The 18,980-nt window shown below is 46.5% G+C and carries 16 protein-coding genes; 12 read left to right on the forward strand and 4 right to left on the reverse strand.

Features of this window, described 5'->3' with window-relative positions; all coding sequences use genetic code 11:
- Nucleotides 1-49: 49 nt before the first annotated feature.
- The 4 genes from hydA (at nucleotide 50) to DESDE_RS01535 (ending at nucleotide 4,991) form a co-directional block, all read left to right on the forward strand.
- Nucleotides 50-1,417, forward strand: coding sequence for a dihydropyrimidinase (hydA, locus tag DESDE_RS01520; RefSeq protein ID WP_014792280.1), 1,368 nt, complete (start codon nucleotides 50-52; stop codon nucleotides 1,415-1,417).
- Between the two features lie 493 nt (nucleotides 1,418-1,910).
- Nucleotides 1,911-3,194 carry an MFS transporter gene (locus DESDE_RS01525; RefSeq protein WP_242831304.1) on the forward strand — a complete coding sequence of 428 codons (1,284 nt, stop codon included), beginning with the start codon at nucleotides 1,911-1,913 and terminating at the stop codon, nucleotides 3,192-3,194.
- 61 nt (nucleotides 3,195-3,255) lie between these two features.
- The gene (locus DESDE_RS01530; RefSeq protein WP_014792282.1) at nucleotides 3,256-4,002 is read left to right on the forward strand and encodes an aspartate/glutamate racemase family protein; all 747 of its coding nucleotides are present in this window, start codon (nucleotides 3,256-3,258) and stop codon (nucleotides 4,000-4,002) included.
- A gap of 191 nt (nucleotides 4,003-4,193) precedes the next feature.
- Nucleotides 4,194-4,991, forward strand: coding sequence for a fumarylacetoacetate hydrolase family protein (locus tag DESDE_RS01535; RefSeq protein WP_014792283.1), 798 nt, complete (start codon nucleotides 4,194-4,196; stop codon nucleotides 4,989-4,991).
- Between the two features lie 227 nt (nucleotides 4,992-5,218).
- Here DESDE_RS01535 and DESDE_RS01540 read toward each other — a convergent pair whose 3' ends face one another.
- From DESDE_RS01540 to DESDE_RS01555, 4 genes are all read right to left on the reverse strand, one after another.
- The gene (locus tag DESDE_RS01540) at nucleotides 5,219-5,971 is read right to left on the reverse strand and encodes a maleate cis-trans isomerase family protein (RefSeq protein WP_014792284.1); all 753 of its coding nucleotides are present in this window, start codon (nucleotides 5,969-5,971) and stop codon (nucleotides 5,219-5,221) included.
- Nucleotides 5,972-6,123: 152 nt separating this feature from the next.
- A complete protein-coding gene (locus tag DESDE_RS01545; RefSeq protein ID WP_014792285.1) occupies nucleotides 6,124-6,555 on the reverse strand; it encodes a DUF3830 family protein in 432 nt (143 codons plus the stop codon).
- A gap of 65 nt (nucleotides 6,556-6,620) precedes the next feature.
- A complete protein-coding gene (locus tag DESDE_RS01550; protein ID WP_014792286.1) occupies nucleotides 6,621-7,295 on the reverse strand; it encodes a Crp/Fnr family transcriptional regulator in 675 nt (224 codons plus the stop codon).
- Between the two features lie 157 nt (nucleotides 7,296-7,452).
- Nucleotides 7,453-8,523, reverse strand: a complete 1,071-nt coding sequence (locus tag DESDE_RS01555; RefSeq protein WP_014792287.1) for a nitrilase-related carbon-nitrogen hydrolase — start codon at nucleotides 8,521-8,523, stop codon at nucleotides 7,453-7,455.
- Between the two features lie 301 nt (nucleotides 8,524-8,824).
- On the opposite strand from DESDE_RS01555, the gene DESDE_RS01560 reads away from it, so the two are divergent.
- Genes DESDE_RS01560 through DESDE_RS01595 form a run of 8 tightly spaced genes read left to right on the forward strand, consistent with a single transcriptional unit; the run spans nucleotide 8,825 to nucleotide 18,907 of the window.
- Nucleotides 8,825-9,526, forward strand: coding sequence for a polyphosphate polymerase domain-containing protein (locus tag DESDE_RS01560; protein WP_014792288.1), 702 nt, complete (start codon nucleotides 8,825-8,827; stop codon nucleotides 9,524-9,526).
- A gap of 50 nt (nucleotides 9,527-9,576) precedes the next feature.
- On the forward strand, nucleotides 9,577-10,257 hold the full coding sequence (locus tag DESDE_RS01565; protein ID WP_014792289.1) for a DUF4956 domain-containing protein: 681 nt from the start codon (nucleotides 9,577-9,579) through the stop codon (nucleotides 10,255-10,257).
- Nucleotides 10,258-10,268: 11 nt separating this feature from the next.
- On the forward strand, nucleotides 10,269-11,876 hold the full coding sequence (locus tag DESDE_RS01570; protein WP_014792290.1) for a CotH kinase family protein: 1,608 nt from the start codon (nucleotides 10,269-10,271) through the stop codon (nucleotides 11,874-11,876).
- 11 nt (nucleotides 11,877-11,887) lie between these two features.
- Nucleotides 11,888-13,321 carry an MBOAT family O-acyltransferase gene (locus tag DESDE_RS01575; RefSeq protein WP_014792291.1) on the forward strand — a complete coding sequence of 478 codons (1,434 nt, stop codon included), beginning with the start codon at nucleotides 11,888-11,890 and terminating at the stop codon, nucleotides 13,319-13,321.
- 46 nt (nucleotides 13,322-13,367) lie between these two features.
- Complete coding sequence (locus tag DESDE_RS01580; protein WP_014792292.1) at nucleotides 13,368-14,588, forward strand: alginate O-acetyltransferase AlgX-related protein; 1,221 nt, start codon at nucleotides 13,368-13,370, stop codon at nucleotides 14,586-14,588.
- A gap of 29 nt (nucleotides 14,589-14,617) precedes the next feature.
- Complete coding sequence (locus DESDE_RS01585; RefSeq protein WP_014792293.1) at nucleotides 14,618-15,460, forward strand: ComEC/Rec2 family competence protein; 843 nt, start codon at nucleotides 14,618-14,620, stop codon at nucleotides 15,458-15,460.
- A 1-nt stretch (nucleotide 15,461) separates the two neighbouring features.
- Nucleotides 15,462-17,810 carry a glycosyltransferase family 2 protein gene (locus DESDE_RS01590; protein WP_014792294.1) on the forward strand — a complete coding sequence of 783 codons (2,349 nt, stop codon included), beginning with the start codon at nucleotides 15,462-15,464 and terminating at the stop codon, nucleotides 17,808-17,810.
- Nucleotides 17,807-18,907 (forward strand): glycoside hydrolase family 5 protein, encoded by a 1,101-nt coding sequence (locus tag DESDE_RS01595; RefSeq protein ID WP_014792295.1) that lies wholly within the window; start codon nucleotides 17,807-17,809, stop codon nucleotides 18,905-18,907. Before DESDE_RS01590 ends, DESDE_RS01595 begins: the two co-directional genes overlap by 4 nt.
- Nucleotides 18,908-18,980 lie beyond the last annotated feature (73 nt).

The raw sequence follows: 18,980 nt of genomic DNA on the forward strand, positions 1-18,980 counted from the left end.
TTTTCTGACTAGCCGAGAAAGTGTCGACTGTATACGGAGGTGTTAGAGTATGAAAGCTCTTATTAAGAATGGCACGATAATTACCGCTTCAGAATATATCAAAGCAGATCTCTTAATTGAAGATGGAAAAATAGCCTGCATCGGGACAAACATCGGAGGTGAGGCCGATGTTAAGATTGATGCTCAGGATAAGCTCATTTTTCCAGGCGGAATCGATGCTCATGTCCATATGAATGTCCCTTGTTCTGATGGCAGTTTGTCAGCAGGATATGATACGGAAACGATAGCAGCTGCACTAGGCGGGACCACTACGATTCTTGATTATGTCTTACAGGAATATGGCAAGAGCATGCATGAAAGTATCGATGGTGCTCATGCCTTGGCCGAGAGCCAAGCTGCTATTGATTATGGGTTTCATGTCATCGTAACCAATCCGGATGAGCAGACGATAGCAGAGATTGAAGACCTCATCGATTCCGGCATTACTTCCTTTAAACTATTTATGGCCAATGATTTAGCCTTGGATGATCAACAACTGCTTAAATTTATGGAAGAATTAGCTCGTTTAGGTGGACTGGCCTGTGTTCATGCGGAAAATGGGGCGATTATCTCATCCCTGCAAAACGGACATAAGAAGAAAAAACAACTTGAACCCTATTATCATTTCCTGAGCCGCCCCTTAATCAGCGAAAATGAAGCGATTAATCGGGCCATTGCGCTGGCGAAGACCGCTAAATGTTCTATGCTCGTTGCCCATGTCAGCAATCTGGAGGGAGTTAATATCATAACTGGTGCCCAAGCTCCTGCCCCGATTCACACAGAATCTTGCCCGCATTACCTGGTCTTGGACGATGATGAATATCGGCAAGGCGAATTCGGAACTGCCAAATATGTCATATCACCCCCGTTGCGGAGCAAAGAGGAAAAAGAAAGATTATGGGTAGGTATTAAGAATAGGGGTATAGATATTATTTCGTCAGATCACAATGGGTTTAACTATTCTACTCATAAGCAACTCGGTAAAGATGATTATACTCTTATCCCTAATGGGGGGCCGGGAATTGAACAGCGTTTTACCCTGATGTATCATACCTTAACCGAACGGGGAATAGATCTTTCGCGATTTGTTGATCTTATTGCAACAAAACCTGCGAAGATTTTTGGCTTATTTCCGCAAAAGGGAACGATTGCTCCGGGAAGCGATGCCGATCTTGTGATCTTTGACCCAGCGATAGAATGGACGATTACGGCAAAGGAGCAGCATCAGGCTTCCGACTACACTTCATATGAAGGATTGAGGATGAAAGGCCGGGTCGATAAGGTTCTGCTGCGAGGAGAATTGATTGTTGACGAAGGAAAATATGTTGGCGAGCCGGGGGATGGAAAATTTATAGCTCGTCAAACTTTAAAAAGCTAGACCGGTAAAGTGTAAAACTCCGCACCATTAATTAACTCCTCCTCAAAACTTATTGGATTAATGTTTAAAACCGAGAAAGCGGCAGCTTCACTCGGTTTTAAACATTAATCCATGATATCATGGGAACATCATTATTAAACTTGTAGGGAAAATCCGCAACAGGGATTAACCCATATTCCTATTTAGAATGAAGCCATTACTCCCAATATTGTAAATGAAATTTTTTTTCTGAATTCGCTAAAATTTATGAAGGATTATTGCGAAGAACAAAGAATATATATACTGTCGACAGTCTATCAACTACCGTATACAGAAGTTTGGGAAAGGAGTAGAACTGAATACACTCATATCCTCGAGTTCAAATTCGATTCAAAAAGCTTTTCAGAAACCAAAGAGCACTAGCAATTTACCACCAACAAATTAAACTGAAAGAAGCGAGGTTAGGAACATGTCGAATGCATCAAAGCAAGATCATGAATCCAAAAGCACTCTAGTGGGTAACGTTAAACCGACGAATGTACGTTGGTACGTTTTCATTGCTATGTTGGTACTTGTCACTATCAATTATGTTGACCGTGCGGTTTTATCTATTGCTATGCCCGCGATTCAAAAGGACTTAAACTTGGATCCTGCAATTGTCGGAGTTATTCTCAGTTCCTTCTTCTGGGGTTATGCCCTAATGCAAATTCCTTCTGGTTTCCTTCTTGATAGGGTTAACCCGTCGAAAGTAGTGCTTGGCTCGGCGGTGGGCTGGGGAATCGCACAAACCTTGACCGGTTTTGTAAACAGCGCCGGCTCCCTGATGTTCTTCCGGGTTCTCCTCGGAGTTACAGAAGCTCCAATTATGCCTGCCGGAGCAAAATTGCAGGGTGTTTGGCTTCCAAGTAAGGAAAGAGCCAGAGGAGCGACAATCATCGATAGTGGTGCTCCATTAGGTACAGCAGTCGGCGGACCCATCATTATTGCTTTCATGGCGTGGTTTGGTGGATGGCGCGGAGCGCTCATAGGCGCCGGTATCTTGACCATTGTTCTTGGAGTTATCTGCTATTATGTCCTTAGGGGAAATCCAGCTACCCACAAAGGAGTTAATGAGGCTGAACGTGAATATATCCAAAGTCACCTATCTCAAGAACAGGAAGAAGCTCAGAAAGAAACCAAGACGGAGCTTAAAACATCCACATACCTATCCAACAAAAGTTTCTGGGGTATGTGCTTAGGCTGGTTCTCCTTCAATACCGTATTCTATGGCCTGTTAACATGGGGACCAAGTTTCCTCGCTAAGACTCAGGGCATTGATATTAAGGCTATTGGTTTCTCTACATTACTCATCTTTGGATGTGGCTTTGTGGGCGAGCTTATTGGTGGTCAACTCGTTGACAAATGGCGTCAAGTGGGTGGTAAATATAACACGGTTATGAAAACTTGCATTGGCATAGCAGGTCTTGCAACCTCAGCTTCTATCTTCCTCCTCACAAGAGCAAGTTCCTTAACCATGGCTATTGTTTTGTTGTCCACTGCATTGTTCTTTTTGCGCTGGGCAGGTATCTTCTGGAGTGTTCCGGCAGCCATCGCACAACGTCACCATGTCGGTGTACTCGGTGGATGCATGAACTTCGCTGGTAACATTGCAGGGGTTATCACTCCAATCTACATCGGTTTAATTGTAAAATTCACTGGATCGTTCCATGCAGGTCTTCTGATCTTCGTTGCTGCAGGTATCCTCCTTGCTGTTGCTGGTTCACTCATCAACTATGAAAAGAAAATCGGTGTTGCTTGAGTCAAGCCCATATCGGGCCAAGTGTGCGTATGTCTTCGAGAAGAAAGGAGAGTGAAATGTAATGCGAATTCTAGTCATAAATCCAAATATTTCAGAAAGCGTTACAAACCTTATTGCACAAGAGTCAAGACGTGTAGCTTCTCCAGAAACTGAATTGTTGTTCGCAACGGCACCTTTTGGCGTAGAGTATATTGAAACTCGCATAGAGGCTCTTATTGGCGGGTATGCTGCGGCGTGCGTTGCAGCTGAACGCCAGGGGGAATATGATGGTGTAATTATTGACGCTTTTGGTGATCCCGGGCTCTTGGGGATCAAAGAAATGCTTAACGTTCCTGTGGTGGGAATGACGGAAGCCGCTTTAGCATCGGCATGTCTTTTAGGTCAGCGTTTTTCCATTATTGCTATTTCCTCGCGGATTAAGGCGTGGTATCTGGAAACTGTCGAACGTAGTCACCTTACGACCCGTCTTGCAAGCATACGGTCTTTGAATGATACACTGCGTAATATCGGTACTGTACAGGAAGATCATGCTGAGCGCTTAAAAGAGTTGGCGATTGAGGCGGTCGAGAAGGATGGTGCTGACGTTATCATACTGGCGGGAGCGCCTCTGGCAGGTCTTGCCCGTAGCCTTGAAGGACAGTTACCAGTGCCTGTAGTGGACGGAGTGTCTAGTGCAGTGCGTCATTGCGAATCGCTTATTGCACTAAATCCTGGCTACGCAGTGAAAGGAAGCTTTGCTCAACCCCCCCTGAAGCCGAATAAGGGATTGCCGGCAGCTCTAGCCGCACTATTGGATCGCACACGCTAATATTACTAAAGGATTCTAGCATACTTTTGCTAGAATCCTTTGCCACGATTATGCATAACCCCCTCTTCTAACACTGCCCTTGAGGCAATTTGTTTAAGGGTGGTTTTGGGTTTAGAAGACGTCAGATTGAAAAAGATTATGGAAGCACCATATAGGATAGTGCGCCAGTAGTTATATGCAGGGGGTGTCCGATGGAACGGTACGTTCGTTTTAATAATGGTAATAAGATTTGCTTCGGATTAGTCAAAGGAGATATAGTTGCAGAGCTGATCGGTGAGGAGCTTTCCGATTTTAAAGAATCCGGAATAGAACATGATCTTTCCTCCCTTAAGCTATTGGCCCCTTGTAACCCTACAAAAGCAGTCTGTGTTGGTCTTAATTATAAAGACACAGTCCTCGAGCCAGGAGCACAATGGCCTAAAGAACCTCTTTTATTTATAAAACCATCGACAAGCATTACAAATCCAGGAGATGATATCATCAAATGGGCAATGACGGAGGATTTAGCCTTTGAAGCGGAACTAGCCATTGTCATAGGGAAAAAAGCGCATCTAGTGCCTGAAGAGGAAGCTCATGAATATATCTGGGGATATACAATCGCTAATGATGTAACTGCAAAGGATTTGCAGAGGGCCGACACCCTATGGACCCGCTCAAAGTCCTTCGATACGTTTCTCCCTTTGGGGCCCTGGATCGTCAGTGGAATTGATGCCCATAATTTAATGATTACTTCTTCTGTAAACGGTCAGCAAAAACAAAAAGGTACTACTGCTGATTTAATCTTTGGCATAGAGTACCTAGTAAGTTTCGTTTCTCATATTACAACGCTGTTACCCGGAGATATTATTTTAACAGGTACACCTGGTGGTTACGGTTCGTCCTTAGATGTTAATGATAAGGTCGAAATAGAGATATCAGAGATCGGCAAGCTAATGAACACTTGTAAAGTAAGCTCGGAACGCTGGAGTCTTGCACCACGCCATAAATAGCATGTATTTGAGCAGGGAGGGTAAAAGGCGTTTTTGTACGCCACCCATGGCGATCAACTAGACTACGAAAGTCCGTTATGGGGATATGTAGCGACCAGCCATGAGCTTAAGGCAAGGGTATCCATCGCGAGGAGAATGAAAAAGGCGAATTCCTGTAGAATTCGCCCCTTTCCGAACCGTTTGCAAAAGTTGTCTTTTCTTTCAGCCTTTTCATTCCGAGAGGCTATTTATTTTGCCTCAAATAATCTACCCCAGCCTTTAACGACACCAGGATCTACACCGACCATTTTTAAGGTTTTCCATACAGTGACTGCGGTACTATCGTAAACAGTGATGCCATAATCTCTTTCGAGCTGTTCGATTTGCCAAGTGGATCTTAAATTGGTACAAATGATGCTGATTCCATCAGCGGCATCAACGCTGACTTCTTTACACATCTCATCAATCTGTTCCGGCGTAACTAAACTGAAAGAACGGTTAACGGTTTGATTCAAGCCGCGAGAATTAATGACTTTGTAACCGCATTTTTCTTCAAATTGTTTAGCAATGAGCTCATCGATGGAAGGGATGTAAGGAGTAACCATGTGGAGAGTCTTTACATTGTTTTCCTCAAACGCTTCCAGCATAGCAAGCATGGAGGTGGTTGCTGGGATCCCCGTCGTTTCGGTGATTTTCTCACATACCATCCTGTCGAATTCGAAGCCTGTCCAACCACCTGATGTTCCGTTCCAGGCAATGGCATCAACATCGGCATGGGCGAGAAATTCTGAGGCACGTAGAAATGGATCGAGATCAAACTGAGATAAAGCGTCTTTTTCCAAAGAAATCTTTGTCACCTCTAAACGTGAATAGTGCATGGTAACAAGATCCTCTAAGCCGGAAACCATTCTTGAGCAAATAGGCTCCAGGGCTGTGTTTGAAGATGGGGTCAGCATTCCAATCTTCTTTTGTTCTGCAGGATCAAACATAGTTTTTTTCATGTGAGTATCCCTCCATTAAAAATATAGGGAATGACCGACGCGCGACAGTCGCTTGTCGACAATGTTTGATATATGTTTTCGCCGTTTCTTTTCGAAATCCTCTTTTGTTTTTGATGTTTCTGAATATTTTCTTTAAATTTTTCTCCATTGCATTAATGGATTTCGGCAGCCGAATAGTCTTCAACGAGTATGTCTTGAGCCCCTTGCCACAGAACAATTTGGCCTAATTTCCCTAAGTTTTCATTCCCTTCAATGATCGTTAAGAAATGGTTTCCTGCTAATTGCCCAATTTTGCTTGAAAAACAAGCCCCTCCATAAGGGATGAAAATCTCTGTTTCACTAATATCACCCGGATATAAAAGGATCTCCCCTTTGGCAGGATGACTGGTAGGATTTTCATAGCCCACTCCTAATTTGAAATCGCCTAAGGGAACCCAAACGGCCTCTCCGCTCCACCGAACATGGATAATCTTGTTTTTAAATGGCAGAAGCTTTTTAAATGCCGCACAAGTTTGGGGGGCCTCTTTTTCCTCAAGTCGTGCAATGAAGTTAAACCCACCGGCAGTAATTTTTACTAGATTCATAATTTTATCAACCTCCTCATTTTTTTAATATCAATTCTATGACGATGAAGGGCCCCTTACAGGTCTTAACTCTTATGAGCATACTTATTAAGCGCTGCCGTGTCAAGAATCGTTATTTCTCCCCGTCTGAGATGGATAAGGCCTTTTTGGGCAAATTCGTTAAGATAGGTTGTTACTTTGGAACGTGCTGTGCCAATAAAGTGGGCCAGTTCTTCATGGGTAATCATCAGGCAGTTATCGTTATTTTTACTGGTGAAAATACCATAGTGTTTAAAATCCAATAACAATCTTGCCAGCCGGTCCTCAATTTTTTGAGTGGACAAATCTTCAGCTTGTAAAGTTGTCCATCTTAATTTAACCCCAATGGACTGAATAATATATAGAGCAATTTCCGGATAGGCATAGATAAGCTCTTTCATTCTATCCCCAGAAATAGCGACGATTTCAACTTTGCTTAGAGCGGTTGCCGAGACCATGCGCGGGCCTTGGTCCAGGGTTTCTGTTTCCCCAAATATTGCGGGGGCTACGAGGATGCCAAAGATTTTTTCACTTCCCTCAGAGAAAAAGCTGGAGACCTTTACCTTGCCTTTCTTCAGGCAAATAAGTCCGTTGCTGGGCTGATTCTTCTCGAATACAAATTCACCTTTTTGATAATGCCTTGGTATCCCACTGCTTAAAAGAATATTCCATAGGTTTGTATCCGTTGGTTGAGAATAGATATTTGGAACGAAGTAATTCATGATCGTACCCCCAATCATTGCGTTACAATTATATTGTACAATAATAATGGGTAGCAAAACCTCAATTTTCGGGAAAAATATAAAGGGAGGAAACTTCGGGATTTGACCCGAAGCTATCCTCCTTTTAGCTTATGGATTCATAATGAGAGATCGTGGGTTATTTTTTAGACCGAGCGGATTCGACCCAAATACCGCGTTCGATCAATTTTCGGACATGCTGGCGGTAAATCTCGTGGGTGTCTTTGTGTTTTAAGGGAGCGCGGTTCATACATAGATTCTTTTCAAAGAGGGGCTCTTCGTAGATGAGTTTGAATTGCTCAGTACGCAAGTCTTTCATCCAGTTTCCGAAGAGGGAACGTTCGCGGTATTCCCTCAGAGATTCAATATCGATAATAGCTCCGGCATAGGAACTTCCTGAACCATACTTATGGTTGGAGATCACTTCTCCATGGTGGTTGACGATCATGGATTGGCCGCCGAAGGTGTCGACAGACAGTTCGGCTGCTTGGGAGGGATAATAGGTGGCAACATTAGGTGCCACCACATAGCAGGTATTATCCAAAGCCCGGGCTCTATTTTGAAGTTCCCACCACCCATTGGCTACTGCCGGTTCAGGAGCACTGGACCGGTAGATGATTTCCGCACCGTTCATGGCGAGTCCTCGCGCCGGTTCAGGGTAATCCCCCTCTTGGCACACCAAGAGGCCGATTCTGCCGATTTCTGTGTCGGCTACGGAGTAAAAAGAGTCTAATTTATAACCATAAAGCTCTATCCATTTGTCCCACACATCATGGGGAACGGTGGAATGTTCCTGACAGAAAACCTGCATTTTGTAACTTTGTAGAATGACTTCTCCTTTCGGATCAATCAAAAAAGCAGAATTAAAGAAGCGGCCGGGAAACTCAGGGTGCTTTACTTTGGCCTGAGCTATGAGATAGGCGTTGTACTCCTTGGCTTTTTTGCCAAGAAGTTCAGTTTCTTCACCAGGAATATCAATGGCCATATGATCTACAAAGTATTGGTGATCCCAATCAAATAATTCATCAGTAAATCCTTGCAGAGCACCTTCTGGAATAGTAATGAGTCTTACCGGCATTTCAATTCCGCTTAACCATACTGCGGCATCGATGACATCTGAGATGTGGGCAATATTCCGTTTGATATCCTCCCTTTTTTCTGCACCACGCATGGTAGGTTGTATGGCTAAGGCCATATACTGCTCAATCATTGATATTACCTCCTTGTGCACTTCTTGGTTTTAGATTAGCACAAGGATTTATTTATGTATGTTACAATAGTAACAGTTGTCTAAATTTTCTTGAATTTACTTGATGCTAAAAAATATTCAAAAAAGAAAAAAGTACTTAAAATTTTCTTTTTTTGTCCATTAGAAGAGCATTCTAGTTCAGATTTTTCAAGCGCCGATTCAGGCTAATTTGCTATAATTTAAAGATGGGTGTTTTGCCTAAGGCTATATATTGACACACTGGATATCTCACAATCTATAGAAGATAAAGGGAAGGCTTTTTATGAGTAATATACATGATGTGCGCAGGCGGGAGATCAAGTATCGTGTTGCCTTTGACAATGCATCGCGAGCAAAGCAATACATAGGCAAGGTTTTGCAGGGTGATCCCCACAATGGATCTGATGGGTATCTTGTGCGGTCACTCTATTTTGACACGCTTTGGAATCGTGATCTTGAAGAAAAAAAAGATGGCCTTGAAAGCCGCAGAAAAATACGACTGCGCGTTTATTCGCCTGAAGCTACCACGGCGAAGTTAGAACTGAAAGAGAAGCAGGGTCTTTGGCAACACAAGCGATCTATCACAATTCCGCGGGATATGGCTCTTCATTTGACGACAGGGGACTATACATCCTTGGCTAGGATGCAACTCCCTCTTGCCCAACAGCTGTACCGTTTTATGAGTGAGCAAATGTATCGGCCCAAATGCATCGTACAATACCGACGGTATGCCTTTATTGTTCCGGCCAACGATATCCGTATTACCTTCGACAGCAAACTTATGGCAACGGAAGGATATTTGGATTTGTATAGAGACGATGCCTTCCTGTATCCTGTGGGCTGGCCTGATGATGTAACGCTGGAGGTTAAATATAACCATTTCCTGTTTAGTTATATTAAGGACTTGCTGGATGACATTGACAAAGTACCCGTATCCTACAGCAAGTATGTCATGTCGCGTTTTATGACCCACAGTTTAGAGTAAAACCCGATTGTGTTGCACTATCTTATCTATAGAGGAGGAGCTACATAACGATGAAAGATCAATTGCTGGCTGGGCTGGAGGCGAGTACCGGTGCCCTTACATTACAAGATATTCTTTTGAATTTTTTGATTGCCGGAATCTTGGGCGTAGTGATTTTTATCTCATACCGCATATCCCATTCGGGTGCCGTCTACAGCGCTAAGTTCAATGTGTCGCTGATTATGCTCACCCTCGTCACCACGCTGGTGATGAATGTAATCGGCAATAATATTGCTCTTTCACTGGGTATGGTAGGGGCCCTGTCCATTGTCCGTTTCCGCACGGCCATTAAGGATCCGCGAGACACTGCTTATATCTTTTGGGGTATCGCTGTGGGTGTTTGTTGTGGCGTTCAGGAGTATCTTTTGTCTGCCATCGGCTCGGGCATCATCTTCTTGTTCATGCTGATGTTCGGGGCGGTAAAGAGCAACGACCGTTATCTGCTTGTGCTGCGGGGAGAAAGTGTTGCCGAACAGGCCCTGGAAAAGGCCATTGATCAGATTTTCGGCGGCAAAGCTCAATTTAAAGTGAAGAACACCTCGAATAGCTTCATTGAACATATCTATGAGTTATCACAAAAACAGGTGCAGCAGGCGGAGAAACAGATCGGTTCCCTTACCTCCTATCTGAATAAAATAGAAGGTATGACGGCAGTAAATTTAATCAGCCAAAATGACGAAATCAACCGATAGGGGACATGTCCATGAGAAACGAGCGGAAGATAGCTGTCATTTCAATAGCGGCATTGCTTTTGGCAGTACTCGGTTTAAGTCTTCTGACCGCAGTACCGCACCGGACAGAGCATCCTAACTCTTACAATGCTCCGCTGCCAGCGGCGCCCAAAACCGAAAACGTCATGCAGGGAATATCCCAAGAGGATTGGAGCGTGGACGACACCTTTTCCACCCATCTACCTCTTATTGTCATCGATACCGGGAACGAGCGTCCGCCCATCAGCACCCAGCAGGGTGAAGATGGCGTTTTCCAACTCATTCCCGGGGTAGAACCCTACCGCTACGGGAGTATCCACGTGATTGACACCGGCGGCCTCAACAACCTGAAGAGCGAGCCGGATCATGTAAGTCCCATCGCCATTAAGCGCAGGGGCAACAGCTCGATGCTGTACCAAAAAGCCCAGTATTTAATCAAGCTGCAGACAGAATCCGGACAAGACAATTTTTTGGATTTGCTGGATCTTGGAGCGGAATGCGAATGGGTGCTCAACGGCTCCATGGCTGACAAAAGCATGATGCGAAATTACCTTTCCTACCGCCTTGCTTCACAATTCATGCCCTTTACACCGGATTCACGGTACTGCGAGGTGGTGTACCACGAGAATGGCCGGTATTATTACGAGGGTGTGTATCTGCTGATTGAAAGCATCAAGCAGGGTGAGGAGCGCGTTGCTATTTCAGAGTCAAAATCCTCCGATCCCTATCCGTCCTACATTGTCCGGCGCGATCGGTTTGCAGAGGATGACACTATCCTGGACACCTGGGCCACGCAAAAGGGATTGAGATTTACTCCTGATGAATTGAACGAACATTATCTGGGGCTGATCTATCCCACCATGAAAAACGCTACAAAGGAAACTATCGATTTTGTCACAGGAGACATCAGCCGGATTGAAAAGGTTCTGTATTCTGACGACGAGCATGTTTTCTCTACCTACCCCCGCTATATCGATGTGGATTCTTTCATCGACTACTTTATTTTTAATGAATTTTTCGGCAGCTACGACGCGGGTATCAACTCCACCTATATGTACAAGGAGGTGGGCGGCAAGCTGTATATGGGTCCGGTATGGGATCTGGATAACGCAATGGACAATTACAAATCCGAACCTTTGAATGTGAATGTAACAGCCTTTCAGATCAAGCCATGGTTCGACCGGCTGATACGTGATTCGGATTTTTTAGCAAAGCTGGAAAAACGATATACCCAGCTTAGGCGGGGGCCCCTTTCCGATGAGAACTATCTCGGCACCATCGATGCCATTGTAGCTCATTTGGGCCCAGCCACCGACAGAGAGTGGACCCGGTGGGCTCATGTGTACACAACTTTCAACAGATACAGCATGCAAAATTACGGGGAAAACCATGAACTGGTAAGAAATACGGATGAATTCCGCCAGGAGGTATACAGGCTGAAAACCAGCATTACACAGCACGCCGCAGCCATAGGCCCTTACCTCCGGATATTGCGAAAATCCACTATCGTAAACACCGGGCTTTCCATATATTCTCCCTTACTTTTGTTGGTGACCGTGCTGGTATTCCTCATCCCCGCTTTCTACGCATCTCGTAAATAGGAGGCTTAGTTATGCCAATTCCCAGCTTGGCATTTATGCTTGTTTTTTTACCCACCTGCTTGATTTTGTACTTCCTTTTCTTCTTTTACCGGCCCGCGCAAAATGTCATACTGCTGCTGGCCAGCCTGGTGTTTTATGCCTTTGGCCAGACTGTCTATGTGTTGGCGCTTTTGCTCTCTATGGCATGGAATTATGCCATGGGCTTGGCCATCGCGACCCGGCAAAAGAAAGGGCACAGCAGCAAGGCCTTGACCGGAATAGCCGTCGGGATGAATGTGCTACTTTTACTGGCATTTCAATGGATAAACCAAATGCTGGCCTTTCTCCCCTCCTGGTTTGGTTGTGTGGCACCCTCTTTTCAGGTCTTGATGCCCTTGGGGCTTGCCTGGTACACCTTGCAGGCGGTGGGTTACTGCCTGGATGTCTACCGCGGCGAGGTAACTGCCGAGAAAAACCCCCTTTATGTGGGGCTGCACCTGGCCTTTTTTCCTAAGATCACCTTGGGTCCCTTGGTGGATTATGGGATGATGCGTCGGCAGTTCACTGAACGCCAACATACCATTGACAAGTTTAGCCGGGGTTTGTGCAGATTTGTGGTAGGTCTTGCGAAAAAGCTTTTGCTGGCGGATCAGCTTTCCTATCTGGTGAACTACATCTTCACCCAAGCGGCCATGGACAATACCGTAGTACAACTGCCGGTAAGCCTGGCCTGGCTGGGGCTGTTCGCTTTTGGCCTGCAATTGTATTATGAACTTTCCGCCTTTGCCGACATGGCCATTGGCCTGGGGGAGATGTTCGGGTTTGATTTGCCGGAGAATTTTTGCTATCCCTTCGTAGCCACGAATATGACGGATTTCTGGCGCCGTTGGAACATCACACCCCTGGCCTGGTTCCGGAAATATGTATTTGGGTTCCTTCCCAGGACGGAAAATCAAGACCTTGTGATACGGAATCTGCTTATTACATGGATAGTGTTTGCCTTGTTTGTCGGAGGTTTTGAGTGGACATTTGTATTCTGGGGTGTATGGAATTTTCTTCTCTTGCTGGCGGAACACTTTTTTGGTTATGCTGAGCGCATTTCGGGACGCTTTTTAAAGCATGTATACACGCTGCTTGCGGTTTTGCTCGGATTTGTATTGTTGCGAAGCCCTTCTCTGTATACTGCGGGACAATATTTCGCCTCCATGTTAGGGCTGAACAACAACGGTTTTTGGAGCACCCTGCTCCCCGTGTTTTTAAGGGAGAACTGGATGCCTCTCGGACTTGGTGTAGTGTTTGCAATACCCTTGGCGCCCAAGTGGAATGCCTTGGCACAACGGCCTGGTAAAGGAAAATCTCTTTGGAGGTTGTCGGCTATCCTCTACCCGGTCTTCATTGCCGGGCTGCTGATAGTGTGCATGGTCTTTATTGTTCAAAACAAGGCAGTGATCACGCCTGTATATTAGACACATCACAGAAGGTGAAGCCAGGTAAGGAAGGGAGGCGGATCACATGGATAATTCCCCAAAGGTGCATTGGCATAAAATCGCAGCAGCCGTACTCATGTTAACTGTACTAATTGGAGCAAGCGGGTTTTCCCTTTGGTTTACATATGACAGTGTGCTTGGCACATTGGCGGCTTATGACCCACTGAAAAGCTGGCGCACCCCCTCTTCCCTTAGAGAAGAAATGGAGAGCGCCATCCGCTACCAGCTCCCATACCGTCTGGAGATACGCGATATATACTCAATCGGCCTGGTGGCGCAGGGCAAACGGGAGACCGGCACTTTTTTCATTGTGAAAGACAACGATGGCTATCTGCTGAGAACCAACCTCTATCAGGAGATAGATCCCAATATTGAGGAATATGCCCGGCGATTGGGTAAACTGCGGCAAGCAGCTGCGCTCAAGGGGACACAGGTGTTGTTTGTGGGAACTACCGGCAAGTTTGTGCCCGGCACCACGAAAATGCCGGAGGGCTATCTGCCGGATCACTCCAGTCTGCGTAATCTGGATGAGCTTTTTTTGGATTTATTGGCCTACCACGTGAGCAATCTGGACTTGCGCGAAAGCTTCAAAACAGCACCCCTTGACTACACGGACTACTATTACCGCACCGACAGCCGATGGACAGCGCGTGCCGCCCAGTTTGCAGCGGGCAGCGTTGCCGATGCGGCAAAGGATAAGTTGGGTGTTGAGCTGGATTCAGATGGATTCTACAGCGATTTAGCCAATTATGAAGCCTACATCTATCCCCAGATACTGTTGGGCGATTACGGACACAGCGCAGGCATGCCTTTTTCTGGTTTGGACGACTTTGTAGCAGTAGTTCCGGCCTTTGAAACCGACCTGACATTGGGGATTTCTTCCCAAAATATCCTTCGCCGCGGCCCGTTTTCCCAATCCGTGCTGAATATGGATTACCTGAATGTAGGAGACCCGCGCTATGACAACCCTTCTAAAACATATTTCGGGGGAGGCGTCACACGGGTGCACATCGTGAATCACCGCAATCCGGACGGAGAAAAGGTTCTGCTGCTGTGCGACAGCACTTTCCTGACGACCGCCGCTTATCTGGCTTTGATGTGCGGTGAAGTGGATGCGCGGGTGGTGGCTTCAAATGACGTGGCCAGCATGGAAAAGCTTGTGGCAAGTGGCGAGTATTCGTTAGTGGTAGTAGCCTGTGAGGCTCAGAGCATTGGGGCAGATATGTTCCCTTTCTTTAAACGATGATTTGCTTTATGGGGGGAGAGGAGATGGTTATGGCTAAAAAAATAGGTTTCGCCTTGAGACTTTCCCTCTTTTTGGCCATACTTGCGGCCGCCTTCTTTTTTGTGTGGCGGGTAAATGTCGGTCCTACGACGGAAGGTTCTGTGGAAGTGTTCTTCATCGAGACCAAAAGCGACGCTAACGCCATCCTGCTCAAACAGGGTGAGGCCGTCATTCTGGTTGATACTGGGGAAGAAGTGGACGCCCCAGCTATCACGGCTTTTTTGCAGGAACAGCAGGTAAGCGTGATTGATTATCTTGTGTTGACTCATCCCGACCAGGATCATATTGGGGGTGCTCCCGCCCTTCTTGAGCAGTTTGAAGTACGCTGTGTGATACAGCCGTATTATGCCAAGGAAAATGTCCTGGCCGACGCCTTGAGGCAAACCATTGATTCCCTGGGGGTAGCGCAGATTTACCCCACCCGCCCCAGAAGCTTTACCTGCGGCCAAATGCAGATGACTGTGTATCCGCCGCTGGAGAAGCACTACCGGAAGGATAATAATTATTCTCTGGCCCTTTGGATAAAGCATGGGAAGGTGGATATGGCCTTTGCGGGGGATGCGGAGGAAAAGCGGCTGAACGAATTGATGCAGATCCATTGGCCGGCCGTGCAGCTGTATCAGGTGGCGCACCATGGACGTGCCAGCCGGTCCTCAGGCTTATTGATTGAACAGCTGCGGCCGCAGTACGCCGTAATCACTGCTTCTGACGGCGACCAAGCCGTCCAAGATGCCCTAAAACAAGTAGGCGCACGGATTTTTTACACAGGAGACGGAACACAACAGTTTGTTAGTGACGGAAAAACCATGGTGTATGTTGAAAGGAGGCCTTAAGATGATAGCTGAGAAGCAAATGAATGCAACAAGCCGGTCCCAAGCCTTTCGTTACCGGTCCTGGATGATTCTGACAATGGTTTTGAATGCAATTTACCTGTACTGGCGCGTTCGGTATACCCTACCCATAGAATATGGCGTTATTTCCATCATTGCAGGTGTGTCTTTGCTCGTGGTAGAGTTTTTGGGCGCACTCGAATCACTGGTGCACTATTTCAACATGCATCGCATTGAAAATCACCCGGTACCCGAAGTGCCGCTGCATCTGTTCCCCGATGTCGATATCTTTATTGCCACCTATACGGAACCCATCGATCTGCTGTATAAAACCATCAATGGATGTAAGTATCTGGATTACCCGGACAAATCCAAGGTGCATATTCATCTCTGTGATGACGGGCGCCGCCCTGAGGCCCGCCAGTTGGCCATGGAGATGGGGATCAATTATATTTGCCGCGAGGACAACAAGGGTGCCAAAGCCGGCAATTTGAACAACGCCATGTCGGTAACCAGTGCACCGTTGATTGTGACACTGGATGCGGATATGATTCCACAGCACAGTTTTTTAATGAGCTGTGTCCCCTACTTTGTGGACGCCGATCTGCAAAATGCCTCCCGTGAGGACGGCAAGAAGCTCCGTATGGGGTTTGTGCAGACCCCCCAAAGCTTTTACAATCCTGATTTATTTCAATTCTTTTTGTATTCAGAGAACCGTATCCCTAATGAGCAGGATTACTTTTACAAAGATGTGCAGGTGTCCCGCAACCGTTCCAACAGCGTCATTTACGGCGGCTCCAACACCATGCTGAGCCGTGCTGCTATTGAGGACATCGGCGGTTTCTTTGAAGGGGCGATCACGGAGGACTTCGCCACCGGCATCCTGTTGCAGAAAAAGGGATATGTCTGCTATGCAATCAATGAAGTTTTGGCCAGTGGGTTATCGCCCACCGACCTGCCCAACTTGATTCAGCAGCGAATCCGCTGGGCGCGCGGGTGTATTCAAACAGGACGTAAAATGCATATTATCCTTTCGCCAGAGCTTTCCTTTGGGCAGAAAGCCAACTATTGGGCCTCTGTTTGGTATTGGTATGCACCCTTGAAACGGCTGTCCTATATCATGTCCCCCATTTTATTCGCTGTCTTTGGGTTCATGGTCATCAAGTGCACCTTGCTGGAGGTGCTGATTTTCTGGCTGCCTATGTACATTTCCAGCAATATTACACTGCGTATGCTGAGCCGGGGCATACGAACCACCAAATGGACCAGCATATACGAAACTGTTCTGTTCCCATTCATGCTGTTTCCTGTTCTTGCGGAGTTCTTTGGCATTTCTCTGAAGAAATTCCGTGTAACGAAAAAGGAAAGGGTACGCAGCGAAAAAGCGACAACCGTCTTGTACGCTATTCCCTTTGTGCTGTTGGCTGTCCTGTCGGTGATTGGTATTATCAATTGTACCGCCATGATATTCCAAAGCGGAACCGTATCGCCCATCGTGGTTTTATTTTGGTTGTCGGTCAACCTGTTCAACCTGGTGATGGCACTGTTTTTTACTCTTGGACGCAATTTCTACCGCATGAGCGAGCGGGTGGCGGCTGTGGTGGAATGTCGTCTGGGGACGAACGCCCATGGTGTTATTCATTGTGAAACCACGGATTTCTCTGAAACTGGTGTGGCTCTTTTTTTGAAAAAGCCGACAGATATTGACGAAAACGAAACCGTCAATTTGCATTTGCTTACCGACAGATATTCAGCCAAGCTGAAAGGGCGAATTGTCCATGTGAGCGCTATTCCAGGTGGCTGGAAATACGCGTTCCTTATCACAGACTACGGGGATAGCAAAAGCCAGTACCTCCAAATTGTCTATGACCGTGTGCCGACTCTGCCCACCGACCTAAAAAAAGCGCAGGGGAGCTACAATGATATTCGCCGTAACATCACCCGCCGTACCCAAGGGGTATTCTATCAAAACCGTCGCTATCCGCGTATCAACATGGATGAAACCATCCATTCAGACTATGGGCCGGTTCACCTCATTAATTTTAACTACAAATATGTGGTGACAGATTCGCCGGATCTGCCAAATGAGCTGTATTTGCACCCAGTGGAGGGGCTTGCTTTGCTGTGCCGCTACGAGCGGGATGTGCAAGATGGCAAAAAATTATATGCCGTGGCAAATTATGACGATATTCATAACGCTGAGGCCAGCCGTCTGCTGAGGGAGTGGGTGGATCAGATTTTGCGCAAAGAGAGTGTGTTAGGAAACAAGTCCATGCCAAGCGCCCGTTCTTCTGATTTGGCTCTCAATATTCTGGGTGCGCCACAGGGGCAAGGAGGGGGACTAAAGCAATGAAGTCAGGAAAGTGCTTCAGATTCGTGGTGGTCTTGTTAATCGTGATGTTGGGGGGATTTCTGATATCGGGTTGGACGGCAAAAGAGGATTTGCGCTTTGTGAAGAGTTTAGGTGTGGGCTGGAACTTGGGCAATACCCTGGAGCCCTATGATTTGCATTTTGAAACCAGTGATCCTGCCATATATGAAACATACTGGAACAACCCCATTACCACCAAGGAGATGCTTCAGGATATTAAGCAAGCGGGCTTCTCTGTTTTGCGCATTCCGGTGACATGGCAGGACCACATGGATGATAACCTCCAGGTAAACGAGGCTTGGATGGATCGTGTGCAGCAGGTGGTGGACTATGGATTGGAGGCCGGCTTTTATGTGATCATTAACGCCCACCACGACCAGTGGTACTACCCAGATGAAGAGAATCTTCCACGCGCCGAAGAAATGATGCAGGCGTTATGGCGGCAAATTGCCCATCGGTTTGAAAGCTATGATGAACGGCTGATGTTTGAAAGTATGAATGAGCCGCGTCTGATTGGAACGGATAAAGAATGGGGTTCTGGTACCCCTGCGGCTAGAGATGTGGTAAACAAGCTGAATGTGGCGTTTGTAGAAACGGTGCGTTCGGCTGGCGGAGAAAACGCCAAGCGGTATTTGCTTTTGCCTGCTTACTGTGCGCGGGCAGAAACGGCAGCGTTTGAAGGTTTTTATTTGCCGAAAGGAAGCCGAATGATTTTATCGGTACATTTGTATACGCCGTATCGTTTCGCCCAAAGCTCATCCGGAACGGATGTATTTACCCCGGAAAGCCCTGCGGACACCGAAGCTATTGATCAGCTATTTTCGGATCTCAAGAGGCTTTTTATTGATAAAAAGATTCCTGTAATCATTACGGAATTCGGGGCGGTTGACAAGGACAACGAACAGCAGCGGATCATATGGGCAAATTATATTTTGAAGAAAGCGAAAAAGCTGGGTATCTCGTGCCTTTGGTGGGATGCGGGTGGAGATGCCGGCAAGGAAATATCATACTCTTTATACGATAGATACACGAGAACATGGCGATTCCCCAAACTGGTGCAGGCCTTGGTAAATCGGTGAACAATAGCCACCCGAAATCGGACACGAATCCGATTTTGGGTGGCTATAGCAATAGTTGCCTAAATTCTCTAAA

This window comes from Desulfitobacterium dehalogenans ATCC 51507 (genome assembly GCF_000243155.2).
In the GTDB taxonomy this organism is placed as follows: Bacteria; Bacillota; Desulfitobacteriia; order Desulfitobacteriales; family Desulfitobacteriaceae; genus Desulfitobacterium; species Desulfitobacterium dehalogenans.